We start from the raw sequence: 19,436 nt of genomic DNA, 5'->3' as shown, positions 1-19,436 counted from the left end.
CGTCGATCCTGCGAAAGTTTGACACGAACACAGAAGCTGCGACCGCAAATAGTCAACCATGTTCATCGCGTCGGCGACAGACTTGTGTCGTCCGCCGATTCGAAGGCCGATTCCAGGGCCGACTTCACAACGGATTGCGGAGGGAGTGAGATGGCGAGTTTCGGCAGTGACCTGCTTGCCGCCGCACTCGCCGGAACCGCGTCAGACGAGCATCCGCTGCGCCACGTCGCCGAACTGCCGCCGCGCGGCGGCCGGCCGCACGATTGGCCGGCCTGGGCCGAGCCCGACGTGGTCAGCGCGTTCGCCGACCGCGGCATCACATCACCGTGGTCGCATCAGTTCGCGGCCGCGGACCTGGCGTACGCGGGCCGTCACGTGGTGCTCAGCACCGGTACCGCGTCGGGCAAGTCACTGGCCTATCAGCTTCCGGTGCTCAACGCGCTGGCGACCGATCCGCGGGCCCGGGTGCTGTACCTGTCACCGACCAAAGCGTTGGGCCACGACCAATTACGGGCCGCGCACGCGCTCACCGCGGCGATTCCCCGGTTGCGTGACGTCGCACCCACCGCATACGACGGCGACAGCCCGGACGAGGTCCGCCGCTTCGCGCGGGAACGTTCGCGGTGGTTGTTCTCCAACCCCGACATGATCCATTTGTCGATCCTGCGTAACCACGCCCGCTGGGCCGTTCTGTTGCGTGGTCTGCGATTCGTGATCGTCGACGAATGTCATTACTATCGCGGGGTTTTCGGGTCCAACGTGGCGATGGTGCTGCGCCGCCTGCTGCGGCTGTGCGCTCGCTATTCGTCGTCACCGACGGTGATCTTCGCCAGCGCCACAACGGATTCGCCCGGCGCGACGGCCGCCGAACTGATCGGCCTGCCGGTCGAGGAGGTCACCGAGGACGGTTCACCACAGGGCGCCCGGACCGTGGCGTTGTGGGAACCCGCGCTGCGCGCCGACCTGACCGGTGAGAACGGCGCGCCGGTGCGCCGCTCCGCCGGTGCCGAGGCGGCGCGCGTGATGGCCGACCTGATCGCCGAGGGCGCTCAGACGCTGACGTTCGTGCGGTCGCGCCGCGCCGCGGAATTGACCGCGCTGGGGGCCCAGGCGAGGTTGGACGACATCGCTCCGGAGCTGTCGCGAGCCGTTGCGTCGTATCGGGCCGGATACCTCGCCGAGGACCGCACCGCGCTGGAACGGGCGCTGGCCGAGGGCCGGTTACGGGGCCTGGCCACCACCAACGCGCTGGAACTGGGCGTAGACATCGCCGGGTTGGACGCGGTGGTGCTCGCCGGTTTCCCGGGCACGGTCGCCTCCTTCTGGCAGCAGGCCGGCCGGTCCGGGCGGCGCGGCCAGGGCGCGCTGGTGGTGCTGATCGCCCGGGACGATCCGCTGGACACGTACCTGGTGCACAACCCCGCCGCACTGCTGGACAAGCCGGTCGAGCGGGTGGTGATCGACCCGGCCAACCCCTACATCCTGGGCCCGCAACTGCTGTGCGCGGCAACCGAACTGCCACTGGACGAGTCCGAGGTGCGCGGTCTGGACGCCACCGAGGTGGCGGACGGCCTGGTCGATGACGGGCTGCTGCGGCGGCGCAGCGGGAAGTACTTCCCGGTGCCCGGCCTGGAACCGCATGCCGCCGTGGACATCCGGGGCTCGGTGGGCGGCCAGATCGTCATCGTCGAGGCCGACACCGGAAGGCTGCTCGGCAGCGCCGGCGCCGGACAGGCACCGGCAACCGTCCACCCCGGCGCGGTGTACCTCCATCAAGGCGACAGCTACGTGGTGGACTCGCTGGACACGGAGGCAGGCATCGCGTTCGTGCACGCCGAGGACCCTGGTTATGCGACGTTCGCGCGCGAGATCACCGATATCGCCGTCACCGGTAGCGGTGAGCGCCTGACGTTCGGGCCGGTCACGCTGGGCCTGGTTCCGGTCAGGGTCACCCATCAGGTGGTGGGGTATCTGCGCCGCAGGCTGTCCGGGGAGGTGATCGACTTCATCGAATTGGACATGCCGGAACACACCCTGGCCACCATGGCGGCGATGTACACCGTTACCGAAGATGCATTGCAGCGCAAGGGCATTGAAGCGACGCGGATACCCGGGGCGCTGCATGCCGCCGAACACGCGGCGATCGGACTGCTGCCGCTGGTGGCCAGCTGCGACCGCGGCGACATCGGCGGACTGTCCACCGCCGTCGGACCGGATCCCCTTGGCCTGCCCAGCGTCTTCGTCTACGACGGCTATCCGGGCGGCGCGGGTTTCGCCGAGCGGGGCTTTCGCCAGGCCCGCACCTGGCTTGGTGCGACAGCGGCCGCCATCGAAGCATGCGAGTGCCCGCGGGGCTGCCCGTCGTGCGTGCAGTCCCCCAAGTGCGGCAACGGCAACGACCCGCTTGACAAGGCGGGCGCGGTGCAGGTGCTGAAGCTGGTACTCGCGGAATTGGCGCAGGGGCCACGGCAGTGCAAACCCCGCGGATGACGACCGACCCCTCGACGGTCGACCCCTGGGTTTGCCTTACCAGCCGAGAACGCATTCCCTGCTGCTCAAGAAATGCCGGCGTGCTGTCGCATTGGACGCAAAACGAATAGGTGCGCGCCGTCCACAACCCCGACGCTGCCGGCGCAGCAGGAAGGTACCAAGGCCCCGGCGGCACCGCAAGCGCTGCGGCGCCCGTGATCGCGTCGATTATTGCGAACGCGACACCCGACGAGCCCGCCCGCACTCCCCTACACCCGTCCCGTCCCCGTAAAATCAGCCGCATGGCCCACGACTGGTTGCTCGTGGAGACACTCGGGGGTGATCCCACCGTGGTGGCGCAGGGCCGACAGCTCAAGAACCTCGTCCCGATCACCACATTCCTGCGCCGCAGTCCCTACCTTGCCGCGGTTCGCACGGCGATCGCCGAGTCGGTGCAGGCAGGACAGGCCATGACCAGCATCACGACCAAGCGCGACCGGATCATCCGCACCGAACCGGTGGTGATGTCCGACGGTTTCATCCACGGCGTGCATGTCTGGACCGGTCCCGCCGACATCGAACCGCCCGAGCGACCGATCCCGGGGCCGCTGAAGTGGGACCTGACCCTGGGCGTCGCCACCGACACCCGCGAATCGCTGATCAACAGCGGAAAGAATCCCGAGGTCGAAGTCACCTTCGGCAGGGCCTTCGCCGAGGACCTCCCGTCGCGTGAGCTCAATCCGAACGAAGCCAAGGTGCTGGCCATGGCCGTCAAGGCCAAGCCCGACCAAACCCTCTGCAGCACCTGGGATCTCACCGACTGGCGGGGAGGGGCGATCCGGATAGGTTTTGTCGCACGCACGATTCTGGAACCCGGACCCGACGGCCGGGAGCACTTGGTGGCGCGGGCAATGAACTGGCAGTCCGAACTGAAGGGTCCGGAGGTCTCGACCGACGATCTCGCGCGGCGCATCCTCAGCGGTCTGGCCCAGGCCGGGGTGCACCGCGCACTGATCGACCTCAACACCTGGTCGCTGCTGAAGTGGCTGGATGAGCCGTGCACCTTCTACGACTGGCGCAGCAGTGAAACTGGCAAGCCCCGGGTTCACCCCGACGACCAGGATCTGATGTCCACCATGACAAGGGAATTCAGCGGTGGCGCCACCAGTCGGGTGTTGCGGATGCCCGGGCACAACGGGGATTGGGTGCCGGTGCATGTCACCGCCAATCGGGTGGAACTGGAACCGGATACGTACGCCGGCCTGGTCTCGCTGCGCCTACCCACCGACGAGGAACTGGCCACCGCGGGGTTGTCGCCGAGCCCCGATGCCGCGCCCTAGCCGGATTCGCGGGTCACCGGCCCCGCCCGCGCGGCGGCGCGGGCCGCGCCGCCGAAGGCGACCGACACCCGTGCCGTGACGACGACATCGAGACCGTCCACCGCGCAACCGATGTCGTCGACGCGCATCCGGCGGGCCACGCCCGCGGCTCTGGCGCAGGCCGCATCCGCTCCGGAAGCCAGCCGCGCCGCGCCCGCCAGGGCGGCCAGGTCGGCGCCCGCCTGGGCGCGGTGCCGTGCCACCACGGCCGAGCCCAGGTAGGCGCCGGATCCGGTCACCGTCAGCAGCAGCACGATCATCCATGCCGCGACCAGCGTGGCCGAGCCCCGATCATCGTGACGGCTCGGCCGCCGAGACCGCTGTGGCGGCAATGTCGATGGTGGGCAATACCTTCGAATGCGCGACGACGGAGGCCACCAGGAAGTCGCCGTCGCGGCGCAGGTCGATTCGTGCGCCTCCGGGCGCGAGCCGGCGCGCGGCGGCCACCGCGGAGCGTTCGTCGCCGCGGGCCGCCAGCCGGGCGGCCTCGCGGGCGGCATCGACGCAGCGCACTTGCATCGATACCGCGGTGACCCCGGCCAGGCACAGCACCAGCACCACCACGAGCGCGGCGATGCCCAGTGCCGCCTCAACGGTGCTGGCGCCGGCACTGTCGGCTACACCTTGGTGTTGAGCGCACGGCCGATGATGTTGGTCAGCGCCGAGACGATCGAATCGCCGGTGACGACGGTGTAGAGCACCGCGCCGAAGGCGGCCGCCGCGAGGGTGCCGATCGCGTACTCGACCGTCGACATGCCCGACTCGTCGGCCGCCAACGCGACGATGCGTGCGGAGAATTGGCGAAACATCTTGAGCATTAAGGACTTCCTTTCGTTTCACAGCAGGCCCGACTGCAGGACATCACCGGCCAAGCCGGCCACCACCGGGACGATGCCCAGGCATACGAACGCCGGCAGGAAGCACAGGCCCAACGGGCCGGCGATCAGGACGCCGGCCCGCTCGGCGGCGGCGGTCGCCGCGTGCGCGGCGTCGTGCCGACACTCCTGCGCCAACTCGGTGACGCCTCCGGCCAGCGCCGCGCCCGAGGATGCCGAACGCCGGGCCAACCGCAGCAGCGCATCGATCTGCGGGTCGGCCGCGTTCGGCGAGCCGGACGGAATGGACCACGCGACAGCGGGGTCCGCCCCGAGCGCGAGCAGGTCGGCCGCGCGGCGCAGCACCCTGGCCAGATTCCGCGGCGCGGACGGGGCGGCGGCGGCCGCGGCCGTCGAGACAGCCATGCCCGCCCCCAGGCAGACGGCCAGCACGTCCAGGCAGGAGGCCACCGCGAGCGGATCGGGGCCGCGTGACGGCGCCGTCCCTCGCGGCAGTCGACCACCCCGCCACGGCGTCCCGGCGCGGCTGCGCACCAGTGCGGGGCCGGGCCCGATCCACAGCGCCACCGCCAGCAGCACCGCCGCGAGGTTCACGACGCCACCCGATCGGCGATGCGGTCCGACCACAGCAGACCGACGCAGGCCAGCGTCGACCCGATAAGCAACAGCCACCCACCCCCGTGCCCGCCCAGCAAGAAGCCCAGTGGCCGGGCCCCGATGAGTTGGCCCAGCAGCACGCCGAGCGCCGGCAACGCGGCCAGTATCACCGCGGTGGCACGCGGGCCGGCCATGCTCGCGGCCACGCGGTCCGAGAACCGTTGCCGCTCAGCGATATCGCGCTGGGCGGCGCGCATCAGGGTGGCTATTCCCAACCCGTTGTCGCTGGCCAGCCGCCAGCACAGCGCGAGCCGCTCCCAATGCACGGGCAGAGCCGAGCCGCGCGCCGCGGCGGCCAGGCCGACCGCGACGTCGGCACCCAGCCGGGCCCGCGCCGCCACCGAACGCAGCGACACCGCGACCGCGCCCTCGGCGTCGTCGGCGGCGACGCCGAATGCGTGTACCGGATGCGAGCCGGCCCGCAACTCACCGACAAGCACCTCGAGTGCCGATCCAAGCGCGTGGCCCTCAGCTGCGGCCCGCCGGATGCGGCGACGGCGTCGATAACGCAGACTTGCGGTCGCGCCCACGATCGCGACGCACAGGACGGTTGTCAGCGGCAGCACGATGACCGCGGCTCCGCCGATGCCCGCGACGACCCAACTCGCCTCGCGAAGCCCGATGTTCGGGAGTCGCCGGCGTGGTGACGCCGAGAGTCGTCGTCGCGGCGAGGGCCCAACGAAGATGAGCGCCAGCGACAACAGCAGGGCGCCGGCCAGCGGTCCGTTCACGCCGGCATCCGGCTCTGCAGCAAGCGCCGCAACTGCGCGGCGGCGTCCGTCATCCCCCGATCCGCATGCCACACGGTGACCGCGCGCACCCGCCCTTGATCATGTTGCAGCGCAGCGATTTCGGTGAGCCGGCGCCGGCCGGTGCGGTCGCGCGCAACGTGCAGCAACACCTGCACGGCGGCCGCGAGTTGGCTGTGCAGCGCTGCCCGGTCCAGGCCACCGAGCGCGCCCAAAGCCTCCAGGCGGGCGGGGACCTCCCCGGGGCTGTTGGCGTGCACGGTGCCCGCGCCGCCGTCGTGTCCGGTGTTCAGCGCGGCCAGCAGGTCGACCACCTCGGCGCCCCTCACCTCGCCGACCACGATGCGGTCGGGCCGCATTCGCAAGGCCTGCCGGACCAGTTGACGTACCGGAACTTCGCCGACGCCTTCGATGTTGGCGCAGCGGGCGACCAGCTTCACCAGATGCGGATGCCGCGGCGCAAGCTCTGCGGCATCCTCGACGCAGACGATCCGTTCGGTCGCCGGTACGGCGCCCAGCATCGCGGCGAGCAGTGTCGTCTTGCCGGCACCGGTGCCACCGCTGACCAGGAACGCCAACCGGGCGTCGATGATGTCGGTGACCAGCGCCGCGGCCGCCGGGTCGATCGCCCCTGCGGCGATCAGGGCCGCCAAATCCTGGCTGGCGGGCCGCAGCACGCGGAGCGACAGGCAGGTGCCCGCGGCCGCCACCGGCGGCAACACCGCGTGCAGCCGCACCGCGAACCCGCCGGCACCGATGCCGGTCAGCTCGCCGTCGACCCAGGGCTGCGCGTCGTCCAGCCGGCGGCCGGCGGCCAGCGCCAACCGTTGCGCCAATCGCCGCACCGCCGCCTCGTCGGGGAAGCGAACATCGGTGCGCCGCAATGCGGTACCGTCGTCAACCCACACCGCATCCGGCGCGGTGACCAAGACGTCGGTCGTGCCGTCCGCGCAGAGCAGCGGTTGCAGAATGCCGGCTCCGGTGAGCTCGGTCTGCAACACACGGAGATTGGCCAGCACCTCGGTGTCGCCGAGCATCCCACCGGACTCGGCCCGGATCGCGGCGGCCACCACCGAAGCGTCCAGCGGGGCTCCCGCCGCGCTGGCCTCCCCGGCCAGCCGCTCACGGACACGTTCGATCAGCGAACCGCTCACGCCGCCTTGCCGTTCCGCCCCGCCCGCCGCCGCCTCCCTGCGGGTGGTAGCAGGCCGAGCACTTGACGAGCCGCCACCGCGAGCGCCGAACGTCGCCCCAGCCGCAGGCCCCCGCGGTCGACCTGCGCGCCGAGTTGCGGCTGCGCTTTGATCGCGGCCAACAACGGCAGGCCCACGATCTCGGCGATCTCGGCCGCCCGCAATCCCCCGGGCGACGGGCCCCGCACCACCAGGCCGATGTTGGGATTGATGGACGCCAGGACCGGGGCCAGCGCCCCTGTCGCGGCGCAGGCGCGCACGTCACAGCGGCTGACGACGACGACCAGGTCGGCCGCGCTCAGCGCGGCTTGGGACGCGTCGGTGAAACGACGGGGAAGGTCGCAGATCACGGTGACCGCCCCGCGCCGGCCGGCGTCGATGACGGCGTGCACCGGCCCGGCGGCCAGCTCGTAGCCGCGTCGCGTGCCGCTCAGCACACTGACTCCGCGGTGCCGGGGCAGCGCGTCGCGGACGGCCGACCAGTTCAGCCGGCCGCCCCGCAACGCCAGGTCCGGCCAGCGCAACCCCGGGGCGGTTTCGCCACCCAGCAACAAGTCCAGACCACCACCCCACGGGTCGAGGTCCACCAGCAATGCGTCGGTGGCGGCCTGCGCCAGCGCGACGCAGAGCAGGGAGGCACCCGCCCCGCCGCAGCCCCCGACGACCGCGACCGCGTGACCGCGCGACCCGTCGTCGCGCGACGACTCGGCGGCTTCGGCGAGCGCGCCGACCAACTCTCCTTCTTCCTCGGGCAGCCGCAACACACGCTCGGCGCCGACTTCGACGGCGGCGGCCCACGTCGTCATCTCCGGTTCGGCCATCGTCAGCACGGTCACATGATCGCGGCGCGGCAGCGCCCACCGCCCGCAGCGAGCCGCCGCCCGCGCGTCCAGCACGACGGCCGCGGCCGCCACCCAACTCTTGCGGCTCACCGGAGCCGCGTCTCCGGCATGCACCACGCGGACACCGGCGGCGGCCGCCACCCTGTCCAACTCGGCGCGCAGGTCGGGCTCCGCCAACACCGCCAGCACACCCGCGGAACCCGTCACATCAACTCCGGAACTGCTGACCACCACACCACTGTGCGGGGCCGCGACCTTGGCACAACAGTCCCAAATGCGGATTTGTGGATAGAGACGCGAGTGTGCACAAAGGCGCCGCGGAGCGCGCCGCCAGCGACGACGGACAAACTGTCCCGCAACGCACCGAAAGCGGAGCCCGACGCCGTGCAGCGGGGAAAACTGACCGTAGAAAAGGGACGACCCCCGCCAGGGGGGGAGGAGGCGAGGGTCGTCGTGCATCAGCCCCGGGGGGTCGGGCTGATACACCCTCGGCTCAGGGCCGAGTAATGCTTACTATACACATGACAAGCCGGAGTAACGCAAGGCTCGTTTTCTGAAAAAACAGCTTGAGCCGCGTAAACACTGCTCCTGCGGCTCCCCGAAGCCCTGAGCGGCCATTTCCGGTGCGGGATCACCGCCTCGCGCGACCATCGACCTATGCTGGGTCGGTGACCGTCTTCGACCCAACCGCGGAGCAGTCGGCCTCGGAGCAATCACCGGCAACCACGGCCCCCCACGCCCGCACGGCGGCCTTCTTCGACCTGGACAAGACGATCATCGCCAAATCCAGCACCCTGGCGTTCAGCAAACCATTTTTCAACCAGGGCCTGCTCAACCGCCGGGCGGTGCTCAAGTCCAGCTACGCGCAGTTCATCTATCTGCTCTCCGGTGCTGATCATGACCAGATGGATCGAATGCGTGCCCACATGACCAATATGTGCACCGGCTGGGACGTCGAACAGGTCAAGTCGATCGTCAACGAGACGCTGCACGACATCGTGACTCCGCTGGTGTTCGCCGAAGCCGCCGATCTGATCGCGGCCCACAAGTTGTGCGGGCGGGACGTCGTGGTGGTGTCGGCCTCCGGGGAGGAAATCGTCGCCCCCATCGCCCGGGCCCTCGGTGCCACCCACGCGATGGCGACGCGGATGGTCGTCGAGGACGGTCGGTACACCGGCGAGATCGCGTTCTACTGCTACGGCGAGGGCAAGGTGCAGGCAATCCGGGAACTGGCCGCGCGGGAGGGCTACCCGCTGGAACATTGCTACGCCTACTCCGACTCGATCACCGATCTGCCGATGCTCGAGTCGGTCGGCCACCCCAGCGTGGTCAATCCCGACCGCGGGCTGCGCCGGGAAGCAGTGGAACGCGGCTGGCCGGTGATGTCGTTCTCCAGGCCGGTGTCCTTGCGCGACCGCATCCCGGCGCCATCCGGTGCCGCGATCGCCACGACTGCCGCGGTGGGCATCAGTGCGCTGGCCGCCGGCGCGGTCACGTATTCGCTGTTGCGCCGGTACGCGTTCTGAGCCCAGCGGCACCAACAGCAAACTCGATAAACGGGCTATCCCAAAACGATTCGGCGCTGTTCGCAATTGGGCCTTGCTGCGCCCGGGGTCTAGTAGTACAAAGGAAACCACGGAAGCCCGGTGAGGCCTAGATCGATCCGGAAGAGAAGGTTCGTTCTCCCGACCCGGGCGCCCAGCACGGTGCTCGGCACCCACGCGGAGTCATAGCCGCGAAGATGGCAGAAGTGTTGCGGGCCTGCGAAATTACGAAAATGCGGACGGTGTCGACGACCCTTTGGGTGGGGTTGCAACCATAAGCGTCGTGAGATCGCCGAGGCCAACCCACGCAACCCCGAGATGCACGCTTGGTAACCGAGTCCCGTGCTAGCGGGCGGCGGACCGAACATTCGGAACGTCGCCCGCTCTACATTTTTCCGGGCTTTTTGCGGGTGCCGTTTTCCGGGCCTCCGGCTCGGCTTCAGCTATCGGTTCGACATTGAGTCGGCGATCGACACAGCCTCCTGCGCACCGGCTTTCAGCGCACGGCAACACAGCACCAGCCAGGCCCCCACGCCCTCCGGTGTGCCGCTGGCGAAGCCCTGCGCGGCGTCGCGATACGCGGCGGGCTGGCGCATCCAACTGACCTCGGGCACACCGAGCCCGTGCGGGTCCAGCCCGCTGGCGATGGTCACCAACCTCGACACCGCGCGGGCCACCACACCGTCGGAGCTGCCGAACGGCTTCAGCGTCAGCAGTTCGCCGTGCGCGACGGCGGCAAGCACCGGCGCCGGCACCTGGGTGCGGCCGTTCACCAGGTCGGCCAACAACTCCAGTCGCGGCCCCACGCCGTCACCGGCGCGCGGGCGCCCCAGCCGCTCCTCGTCGACCTGTTCCGCGGCGGCCAGCACATGCAGCCGGGCGAGCGCCTGCAGCGGTGCCCGTCGCCAGATGGCGATGACCGGGCCTTCGCCGCCTTCGAGCGCCTGGGCCACCCGAAGCGCCCCGGCGAAGACCGGATCACTGATCTGCCCGGCATCGGCCAGATCCTCCAGCCGAACCGGTCCACCGTCCAGCACCGAGGAAGCGCGCGCCGCCCGCAGCGCCGCCTCGGCGGCGGTCACGGGCCAGCCCCGCAGGTTGGCGCGGTGGCGGTGGGCACGCCCGAGCGCCTCGCGGGCGCGGTCACTGGCCTCGGCGACGCCGGGCAGTTCCATCAGGGGGGCCAGCGGATCAGCTGTCACAACGTCACAACCTATCCCCGTCGGATTCCGGTGCGTGCGGGATGGCGTCCAGCAACCGCCGGGTGTATTCGTGCCCGGGGTCGGTGAAAAGGCGCTCGGTGGGCGCGTGTTCCACCACCCGACCCGACCGCATCACCAGGACGTCGTCGGCGATCTGCCGGACCACCGCCAGGTCATGGCTGATGAACAGGTAGGCCAAGCCCAGTTCGGTCTGCAGCTGCGCGAGCAGGTCGAGGATCTGCGCCTGGACCAGGACGTCAAGTGCCGACACGGCCTCGTCGCACACCAGCACCTCGGGCCGCAGCGCCAGCGCCCGTGCGATCGCGACCCGCTGGCGTTGGCCGCCCGACAGCTCGCGCGGCAACCTGCTGAGCACCGACGAGGGCAGCGCCACCTGGTCGACGAGTTCGCGCACGGCTTTCTCGCGGTGTCGGCGGTCTCCGACGCGATGGATCCGCAACGGTTCCTCGATCGCACGAAACACCGAGTACATGGGGTCCAGGCTGCTGTAGGGGTTCTGGAAGACCGGCTGCACGCGCCGGCGAAAGGTCATCATCGAGTCCCGGTCCGCCGCGTCGGAGATCCGCATTCCGTCGAAAACGACTGTGCCCGAGCTGGGTTGGAGCAGGCCTAGCACCATGCGGGCCACCGTCGACTTTCCGGAGCCGGATTCACCGACGATGGCCAGGGTGCGGGCCCGCTGCAGCCGGAACGACACCGCATCGACGGCGCAAAACTCGCCGCGCCGCCACGGTGCGCCGTGCGAATCCCGGTACACCTTGGTGAGCTCCGAGGCGACCAGGATGTCGTCGGTCGGAGTGCCCGGCGGCCGGCTCCGGCGCGTCAGTGACGGAGCCGCCGCCACCAACCGCTGGGTGTACTCGTGTTGCGGATCGCGCAGAATGGTCGGCGCGGCACCGGATTCGACCACGGCGCCACGGTGGACGACGACGACGCGCTCCGCCCGTTCGGCGGCCAGCGCCAGATCGTGCGTGATCAACAGCAGCGCGGTGCCGAGTTCGGCGGTGAGCCCCTGCAGGTGGTCGAGCACCTGCCGTTGCACCGTGACGTCCAAGGCTGACGTCGGTTCGTCGGCGATCAGCAGCTGCGGACGACCCGCCAACCCGATGGCGATCAGCGCGCGCTGGCACATACCGCCCGACAATTGGTGCGGATACTTACCGGCCTGCCTCGCCGGATCCGGCATGCCGGCCTGGCTGAGCAGCTCCATCGCCCGTCGTCGGGCCTGGCGGCCATCGGTGTTGGCCCGCAACGCTTCCCGGATCTGAAAGCCGACCTTCCAGACTGGGTTGAGGTTGGTCATCGGATCTTGAGGCACGTAGCCGATGCGACGGCCCCGGATCGATCGCAGCAGCCGGCGGTCCGCCGCGGTGATGTCGAGGCCGTCAAAGGTGATGCGGCCGGCCGTGATTCGGCCTCCCGGGGGTAGGAGCCCGAGGATGGCGGCGGCGGTGGTGGATTTCCCGGATCCCGACTCGCCGACCACAGCGACCGTCTGGCCGCGTTGCACGCTCAGATCCACTCCGGCCACCGCGGGGGCGTGGTCGCCGAACCTGACCTCCAGGCCTTCGACCGTCAACAGTGACGTTGCCCCGGTATTCATGCGCGCCTGGCCCGCGAGGCCGGATCCAGAGCGTCGCGCAGCGCGTCGCCCATCATCATGAAGGCCAGCACCGTCACCGCCAATGCGCCGGCGGGATAAAACAGGATGGGCGATCCGGCGCGCAGCCGCGTCTGGGCGAGGTTGATGTCGCCGCCCCAGGACACCACCGAGCTCGGCAGGCCGACACCGAGGTAGGACAACGTGGCCTCGGTGACGATGAAGGCCCCCAGCGCGATGGTGGACATCGCGATCACCGGCCCCACCGCGTTGGGCAGGGCGTGCCGGAGCAGCGTTTGAAACCTGCTCATCCCCAACGCCTTAGACGCCAGCACATAGTCGGCGCCACGCACCTCCAGCACGGCGCCGCGAGCGATCCTGGCTATCTGCGGCCAGCCGAACAGGGCCAGGATGGCGATCACCGTCCACACGGTTCGATGGTGCAGAACCTGCATGAGGACGATGGCGGCCAGCAGCAGCGGCAGGCCGAAGAACACGTCGGTGAGCCGGGAGACCACCGCATCGATCCAGCCCCCGTAAAAGCCGGCGAATGCGCCCAACGCACCGCCGAGGACGAACACCAGCAGCGTGGCGCCCAGCCCGACCGTCACCGAGGCCCGCGCCCCATAGATGGTGCGCGCGTAGATGTCGTGGCCCTGTAGGTCGGTGCCGAACCAGTGCGCCGCCGAAGGGCTGCGCAAGCTTTGGCTTGGATCCGCATAGCTGGGGTCGGCGTGGGTGAACAACGCGGGAAACAGTGCGACAAGCAGAATGAGGGCGATCAGCGCGGCGGCGACGACGAACTTCGGACGGCGGTGCAGCTTTCGCCAGGTTTCAGCCCAGAAGCCCGAGTGCTCAGCCATAGCGGATCCTCGGGTCCAGGGCCGCGTAGAGCAGATCCACCATCAAATTGGTGATCAGGTAGATCAGCACCAGCACGGTCACGATCGACACCACGGTCGGGGCTTCCTGCCGGGTGACGGCCTGGTAGAGCACGCCGCCGACGCCGTGGATGTTGAAGATGCCCTCGGTCACAATGGCCCCGCCCATCAGCGCACCCAGGTCCGCGCCCAGGAAGGTCACCACCGGGATCAGCGAGTTGCGCAGGATGTGCACGGTCACCACCCGGGGCCGTGACAATCCCTTGGCGGTGGCGGTGCGCACGTAATCGGCGTGCGCATTGGCGGCCACCGCCGACCGGGTCAACCGGACGATGTAGGCGAATGACACTGAGCCCAAGACGATTCCGGGAAGCAGCAGGCGTGCGAATGTCGCCCGCTCACCCACGGTGACCGGCGCGATGCCCAGTTTGACCCCGAACAGGAACTGAGCCAGAAAGCCCAGCACGAAGATCGGGATCGCGATGATGATCAGCCCGGCGATCAGCACCGTGGCATCGAAGAGTCCCCCCTGGCGCAACCCGGAAATCACCCCGAACCCGATGCCGAACACCGCCTCCACCACCAAGGCGATCAACGCCAGCCGGATCGTGACCGGAAACGCATGCGCCAGAACGGCACTGACCGGCAGACCGGAATAGGCGCGGCCCAGGTCGCCGCGCACGACGCCGCCGAGGTAGCGCAGATACTGCAGCATAAACGGATCGTCGAGGTGGTAGCGCGCCCGCAGCGCGGCGGCCACGGCCGGAGTCAGCGGCCGGTCCCCGGCGATGGCGGCCAGTGGGTCGCCGGGCAGCAGGAAGACCATGCCGTAGATCAGCAACGTGGCGCCCAGGAAGACGGGCACCATGACCACGATCCGCCGCGCGATGTACCAGCCCATGTCCTAGCCTTTGACCAGGTTCTCGTAGTCGGGCAGCCCGTTCCAGGTGACCTTGACTGCACTGACCTCTGGTGACCATCCCACCACGGCAATGTAGTACCACAGCGGCACGGCGGGCATGTCGTGCAACAGGATTCGCTGCGCGACGTTAACCAGCACGTCGGCCTGCCGTAGGTCGGGAGCCGCCTCGGCGGCGGCCAAGCCGGCGTCGAACTCACGGCTGGAGTACCCGACGTCGTTAGATCCGGCACCGGTGGCGTACAACGGAGCGAGGAACTCGATCATCGACGGATAGTCGCCGATCCAGCCGGCCCGGAACGCGGTGTCGATGGTGCGGTTGGTGATCTGGGTACGAAACCCGGCGAAGGTGGGCTGCGGCGAACCGACGGCGTCGATGCCCAGCACGTTCTTGATGCTGTTGGCCACCGCGTCCACCCACTCCTGATGGCCGCTGTCTGCGTTGTAGGCGATGGCGTACCGTCCGGTCCACGGCGAGATCGCGTTGGCTTCTGCCCAGAGTTGTTGTGCCCGTTGCGGGTTGAAGTCCAGCGCGTCGCTGCCCGGGATGTTTGGATCGAATCCCGGCAACGAGCTGGCGGTGAAGTCGCGGGCCGGGCTGCGGGTGTTGTTGAAGATCTGCCGACAGATCTGCGGACGGTTGATGGCCGCCGACAACGCCAACCGGCGCAGCCGGCCTTCCTCACCGCCGAAGTGCGGCAGCCGCAGCGGCGTGTCGAGCGACTGGCTGACGGCGACGGGCCCGCTGGCGGTGTTGCCGCCCAGGTCGCGCTGGTAGATCGTCAGCGCGCTGGACGGAATCGTGTCCAGCACATCGAGATTGCCGGACAGCAGATCGGCATAGGCGGTGTCCAGGTTTGCGTAGAACTCGAACCTCAGCCCCTTGTTGTGTGGCTTGCGATTGCCGTGGTAATCGGGGTTGGGCCGCAAGTCGATTCGGACGTTGTGCTCCCACGCGGGTCCGTCGGGACCGTCGGCGAGTTGGTAGGGCCCGTCGCCGATCGGGTGCTGCCCGAAGGCAGCCATGTCCCGAAAAGCCGCCTGCGGCAAGGGATAGAACGCGCTGTGCCCTAGTCGAAGTGTGAAGTCGATGGTGGGAGCCTTCAGCCGGACGGTGAATTCCCGGTCGTTGATCACTCGTAGGCCGGACATGGTGGTGGCCGTCGGCTTGCCGTCGCCGCTCAGCCCGGCGACCGCGTCATACCCGTCGATGGGGCTGAAAAAGCTTTGCTGCAGTTGGGCATTGGTGCTCAGCGCCCCATAGTTCCATGCGTCGACGAAGGAATGGGCCGTCACCGGCGAGCCGTCGGTGAACGTCCAACCTGGTTTGAGGATGATCCGGTAGTTGACGTTGTCGGTGGTATCGACCGACTGGGCGACCTCCGGAGACGGATTGCCTGCGGCGTCGTAGGACATCAGCCCGGCGAAGAGACGATCGAGGATCCGGCCGCCCTGGCTGTCGTTGGTGCCGGTGGGAATCAGGGGGTTCGGCGGTTCCCCGCCGTTGACCACCACCAGGTCCGGGCTCAGCACGCCGCCACCGCAGCCGGCCGCCGCGGCGATCGTCAGCATCGCGGCCGCCATCGTGGCCCGCAAGGCCACCGGGCCACGCATCCGACGCATGACACCCGACCCTAGGGCCTGAAGCCGCGCGCCGGTGCAGTGCCCCGACCGGCGCCGGCGCGGGCCTACCGCCTGGTCAGAGCCGATTGACGCGGCTCAGACCGCGGTGATCGGGTGGACCTGTAGCGCGCAGGCTTGGATGGTGGCCGCCACCGTCACCGCCTGGGTGGTGTCCGGCGGATTGATGACCAGGTCGGTGTAGGTGGGGCACGACTCGCCCTCGGCGCCGACCGCGATGCCCTCGACGATGGCTTGCCCCTGGGTCGATATGGACAGGATGACGGTGGGCGGCACATTGACGTCGGGCGGCAGGCCGCCCAGGTATCCGCGCGGGGTGGGCTGGGCATGGATCAACGGGCCACCCGCGCCCGAGTCGACCCCGGCGTATCCGGTCAGGGTGCAGGGGTCGGCGCCGCCGGCCAGGCTGAACACCAGGGTCAGCGCGCGATGCCCCACGGCGGCTCCGGCGGGCGCGGCGGTTACGGCGATCTGGTCCGACCAGCAGGGCGTCGGCGCGTCGGCGTTGTCGGTGGGCATGGCCGCCGCGGGCCATCCGAGCGTGACGGACGCTGCATAATTCGCTGCGGCCGCGGCAACGCTGGGGATGAGTCGGCGGATGCCCCGCCCATGACCCGGCACACGCGTGATTATCCGGCATCAAGGCGCAGCTTGACCCCGGATTCGCGCCGCGGTTACCACTCGCACAGCTGCGCGTCACCGGGCTAGGCTCGCAGTCGGCCAAGAGCGCAAGGCCTCCGCACGGCGCAGTCTCGACACAGGAGAGAAGCCAGTGACCGCCAGCCATACCGCAGGCCCGTCGTCGTATCCGCCGCCGGCGCAATTCGTCGAGCAGGCCAACGCCGGGGAGGAACTGTACCGCGAAGCCGAGCGGGACCGGCTGGCCTTCTGGGCCGAGCAGGCCAATCGGCTGTCGTGGGCGACGCCGTTCACCGAGGTGCTGGATTGGTCCGAGGCGCCGTTCGCCAAGTGGTTCGCCGACGGCGAGCTCAACGTGGCCTACAACTGCGTGGACCGCCACGTGGAGGCCGGGCACGGGGATCGGGTCGCCATTCATTGGGAGGGCGAGCCGGTCGGCGAGAGCCGCAGCCTGACCTACTCCGATCTGCAAGCGGAGGTATGTAAGGCCGCCAACGCGCTGACCGAGCTGGGTCTGGTTGCCGGCGACCGGGTGGCGATCTACCTGCCGCTGATTCCCGAAGCGGTGGTCGCGATGCTGGCCTGCGCGCGGCTGGGCCTCATGCACAGCGTGGTGTTCGCCGGCTTCACCGCAAAGGCGTTGCAGGCCCGGATCGCCGACGCCCAGGCCAAGCTGCTCATCACCAGCGACGGCCAGTTCCGCCGGGGCAAGCCGGCACCGTTGAAGGATGCGGCCGACGAGGCCGTCAAGGACGCCGACAGCCCCGTCGAGCACGTGCTTGTGGTGCGGCGCACCGGAATTGACGTGTCTTGGAACGACGACCGCGATCTGTGGTGGCACGACGTCGTCGACGCCGCGTCCGCCGAGCACACCCCGGAGCCCTTCGGCGCGGAGCAGCCGCTGTTCCTGCTGTACACCTCGGGAACCACCGGCAAGCCCAAGGGCATCGTGCACACCAGCGGCGGCTACCTGACGCACGCCGCCTACACCCACTACTACGTGTTCGACATCAAGCCCGAGACCGACATCTTCTGGTGCACCGCCGACATCGGCTGGGTCACCGGACACACCTACGGCGTGTACGGTCCGCTGGCCAACGGGGCCACCGAAGTCCTCTATGAGGGCACGCCCGATTCGCCCACCCAGCACCGGCATTTCGAGATCATCGAAAAGTACGGTGTGACAATCTATTACACCGCCCCCACGCTGATTCGCACGTTCATGAAGTGGGGGCGCGAGATCCCCGACGCGCACGACCTGTCCAGTCTGCGGCTGCTGGGTTCGGTGGGCGAACCGATCAACCCCGAAGCGTGGCGCTGGTACCGCAAGGTGATCGGCGCCGACCGTCTTCCCATCGTCGACACCTGGTGGCAGACCGAGACAGGCGGCACGATGATCTCTCCGCTGCCCGGAGTCGCTGCGGCCAAACCGGGTTCGGCGATGCGGCCGCTGCCGGGCATCTCGGCCAAAATCGTCGACGACCACGGCGAGCAGCTGGTGCCGGGCGTCCACCACGGCGAGCACGTCACCGGCTACCTGGTGCTGGACCAGCCGTGGCCGTCGATGCTGCGCGGCATCTGGGGCGATCCCGAGCGATACGTGGAGACCTACTGGTCCCGATTCGGCGAGCAGGGCTGGTATTTCGCCGGCGACAGCGCCTATTACGACCGCGATGGCGCCATCTGGGTGGTGGGCCGCATCGACGACGTGATGAATGTGTCAGGACACCGGCTCTCCACCGCCGAGGTGGAGTCGGCGCTGGTCGGGCACGAGTCGGTGGCCGAGGCGGCGGTAGTCGGAGCGACCGACGCGACCACCGGCCAGGCCATCTGCGCGTTCGTCGTGCTGTGTGCCGATTACCAAGTGCACGACGGGATCGTCGACGAGTTGCGCGCCGAGGTGGCCCGGGAGATCTCACCCATCGCCCGCCCGCGCGAGGTCCACGTGGTGCCCGAACTACCGAAGACGCGCAGCGGCAAGATCATGCGCCGGCTGTTACGCGACATCGCCGAAAACCGCGAATTGGGTGACACTTCGACGCTGCTGGATCCCGGCGTCTTCGACGCGATCAAGGCGGCGAAGTAGCCGCTGCCGCTCAGCCCGGCAACGGGCTGAACCCCGCGCCAGGCCGGTGTTTGGTGTTGATGTCGGCCAGGATCGCGTTGAACGACTGGACCACGGCCGGCGTGTGCAGCGGAATGTACTTGATGATGCAGGTCGGCAGGTTGTCGCTGAACGCTCCATGGATCATTCCGACCAACTGATTGTTGACGGTGACCGGGGCGCCCGAGTCGCCCGGTTGGCCACACACCTGCATGACGATGGTGCCCGGCGCCTGACCCTGCCCCCAGGTGACACCGCACGAATTACCGGTGGTGCGGCCCTGTTTGCAGGCGATCTCGCCGAACGCGGGGTCGGGCCCGATGCCGCTGATCAAGAAGCCGTTGAAGTTGGCCACCGGGGTCACCTTGGCCGGATCGAACTTGATCACCGCGTAGTCGAGGTTGTCGTTACCCGCCACCATGGTGCCCAAGACGCCCGCGTTTTCCGCCCCCTCGGCGCTGACCTGCGCTCCCGGGCCGCCGCAGTGCGCGGAGGTGAAGCCGATCAGCTCGCCGGCGGCATCGCCGCCGATGGTGGTCAGGGTGCACATGGTGTCGCCGTTGATGACGATGCCCGCTCCGCCACCGATCGGGATGCGGACGTCGGCGGCGGCGGCGCGGGCACACGAACACAGCGCGGCCACGAGCAGAGTGACCATAGCCACCAAGAAGCATCGGTGCGCCCTCCGCACAGCCTCACTCCTATCGGTAGGCCGGAGATCGGGACCGGCTTGGCCGAGTGTAATCGGCCAAGATGTGAT

General features: G+C 69.2%; 18 protein-coding genes. 4 read left to right on the top strand and 14 right to left on the bottom strand.

Features of this window, described 5'->3' with window-relative positions; translation table 11 throughout:
- Positions 1–150: 150 nt before the first annotated feature.
- Both ACIUM1_RS17050 and ACIUM1_RS17045 read left to right on the top strand, forming a co-directional pair.
- Positions 151–2,490, top strand: a complete 2,340-nt coding sequence (locus tag ACIUM1_RS17050) for a DEAD/DEAH box helicase (protein ID WP_406813808.1) — start codon at positions 151–153, stop codon at positions 2,488–2,490.
- 281 nt (positions 2,491–2,771) lie between these two features.
- Complete coding sequence (locus ACIUM1_RS17045) at positions 2,772–3,809, top strand: PAS domain-containing protein (protein ID WP_406813807.1); 1,038 nt, start codon at positions 2,772–2,774, stop codon at positions 3,807–3,809.
- On the opposite strand, the gene ACIUM1_RS17040 is transcribed toward ACIUM1_RS17045, so the two are convergent.
- From ACIUM1_RS17040 to ssd, 7 genes are read right to left on the bottom strand one after another with little or no spacing between them, the layout of a single operon-like run.
- Positions 3,806–4,108: an Rv3654c family TadE-like protein gene (locus ACIUM1_RS17040; RefSeq protein WP_406813806.1), complete on the bottom strand. Its 303-nt coding sequence runs from the start codon at positions 4,106–4,108 to the stop codon at positions 3,806–3,808. The two genes, ACIUM1_RS17045 and ACIUM1_RS17040, sit on opposite strands and share 4 nt — an antisense overlap.
- Before the next feature lie 31 nt (positions 4,109–4,139).
- Positions 4,140–4,412 (bottom strand): TadE family type IV pilus minor pilin, encoded by a 273-nt coding sequence (locus tag ACIUM1_RS17035; protein ID WP_406813805.1) that lies wholly within the window; start codon positions 4,410–4,412, stop codon positions 4,140–4,142.
- 53 nt (positions 4,413–4,465) lie between these two features.
- Positions 4,466–4,666 (bottom strand): DUF4244 domain-containing protein, encoded by a 201-nt coding sequence (locus tag ACIUM1_RS17030; protein ID WP_406813804.1) that lies wholly within the window; start codon positions 4,664–4,666, stop codon positions 4,466–4,468.
- Positions 4,667–4,684: 18 nt separating this feature from the next.
- On the bottom strand, positions 4,685–5,278 hold the full coding sequence (locus ACIUM1_RS17025; RefSeq protein ID WP_406813803.1) for a type II secretion system F family protein: 594 nt from the start codon (positions 5,276–5,278) through the stop codon (positions 4,685–4,687).
- Positions 5,275–6,072, bottom strand: a complete 798-nt coding sequence (locus tag ACIUM1_RS17020) for a type II secretion system F family protein (RefSeq protein WP_406813802.1) — start codon at positions 6,070–6,072, stop codon at positions 5,275–5,277. Before ACIUM1_RS17020 ends, ACIUM1_RS17025 begins: the two co-directional genes overlap by 4 nt.
- Complete coding sequence (locus ACIUM1_RS17015) at positions 6,069–7,244, bottom strand: TadA family conjugal transfer-associated ATPase (RefSeq protein WP_406813801.1); 1,176 nt, start codon at positions 7,242–7,244, stop codon at positions 6,069–6,071. The genes ACIUM1_RS17020 and ACIUM1_RS17015 overlap by 4 nt, the downstream gene beginning before the upstream one ends.
- The gene (gene ssd / locus ACIUM1_RS17010; RefSeq protein ID WP_406817721.1) at positions 7,241–8,305 is read right to left on the bottom strand and encodes a septum site-determining protein Ssd; all 1,065 of its coding nucleotides are present in this window, start codon (positions 8,303–8,305) and stop codon (positions 7,241–7,243) included. The genes ACIUM1_RS17015 and ssd overlap by 4 nt, the downstream gene beginning before the upstream one ends.
- Before the next feature lie 488 nt (positions 8,306–8,793).
- Here ssd and ACIUM1_RS17005 point away from each other — a divergent pair, with 488 nt between their 5' ends.
- Entirely contained in the window at positions 8,794–9,651 is an 858-nt protein-coding gene (locus ACIUM1_RS17005; protein ID WP_406813800.1) for an HAD-IB family hydrolase, read from the top strand.
- 461 nt (positions 9,652–10,112) lie between these two features.
- Here ACIUM1_RS17005 and ACIUM1_RS17000 read toward each other — a convergent pair whose 3' ends face one another.
- From ACIUM1_RS17000 to ACIUM1_RS16975, 6 genes are all read right to left on the bottom strand, one after another.
- Entirely contained in the window at positions 10,113–10,871 is a 759-nt protein-coding gene (locus ACIUM1_RS17000; protein WP_406813799.1) for an oxidoreductase, read from the bottom strand.
- A gap of 4 nt (positions 10,872–10,875) precedes the next feature.
- Positions 10,876–12,495: a dipeptide ABC transporter ATP-binding protein gene (locus ACIUM1_RS16995; protein ID WP_406813798.1), complete on the bottom strand. Its 1,620-nt coding sequence runs from the start codon at positions 12,493–12,495 to the stop codon at positions 10,876–10,878.
- Positions 12,492–13,355, bottom strand: coding sequence for an ABC transporter permease (locus ACIUM1_RS16990; RefSeq protein WP_406813797.1), 864 nt, complete (start codon positions 13,353–13,355; stop codon positions 12,492–12,494). Before ACIUM1_RS16990 ends, ACIUM1_RS16995 begins: the two co-directional genes overlap by 4 nt.
- Positions 13,348–14,274 (bottom strand): ABC transporter permease, encoded by a 927-nt coding sequence (locus tag ACIUM1_RS16985; RefSeq protein ID WP_406813796.1) that lies wholly within the window; start codon positions 14,272–14,274, stop codon positions 13,348–13,350. Before ACIUM1_RS16985 ends, ACIUM1_RS16990 begins: the two co-directional genes overlap by 8 nt.
- Before the next feature lie 3 nt (positions 14,275–14,277).
- Positions 14,278–15,915 (bottom strand): ABC transporter substrate-binding protein, encoded by a 1,638-nt coding sequence (locus tag ACIUM1_RS16980; protein ID WP_406813795.1) that lies wholly within the window; start codon positions 15,913–15,915, stop codon positions 14,278–14,280.
- Positions 15,916–16,011: 96 nt separating this feature from the next.
- Positions 16,012–16,554, bottom strand: coding sequence for a DUF4232 domain-containing protein (locus tag ACIUM1_RS16975; RefSeq protein ID WP_406813794.1), 543 nt, complete (start codon positions 16,552–16,554; stop codon positions 16,012–16,014).
- Between the two features lie 151 nt (positions 16,555–16,705).
- Here ACIUM1_RS16975 and acs point away from each other — a divergent pair, with 151 nt between their 5' ends.
- Positions 16,706–18,658: an acetate--CoA ligase gene (gene acs, locus ACIUM1_RS16970; protein ID WP_406813793.1), complete on the top strand. Its 1,953-nt coding sequence runs from the start codon at positions 16,706–16,708 to the stop codon at positions 18,656–18,658.
- A 10-nt stretch (positions 18,659–18,668) separates the two neighbouring features.
- Here acs and ACIUM1_RS16965 read toward each other — a convergent pair whose 3' ends face one another.
- A complete protein-coding gene (locus ACIUM1_RS16965) occupies positions 18,669–19,367 on the bottom strand; it encodes a S1 family peptidase (protein ID WP_406813792.1) in 699 nt (232 codons plus the stop codon).
- Positions 19,368–19,436: the final 69 nt, after the last annotated feature.

This window comes from Mycobacterium sp. M23085, assembly GCF_045343915.1.
In the GTDB taxonomy this organism is placed as follows: domain Bacteria; phylum Actinomycetota; class Actinomycetes; order Mycobacteriales; family Mycobacteriaceae; genus Mycobacterium.
The sequence above is the reverse complement of the archived record's forward strand: the minus strand, read 5'-3'. Positions and strand labels throughout refer to the sequence as shown.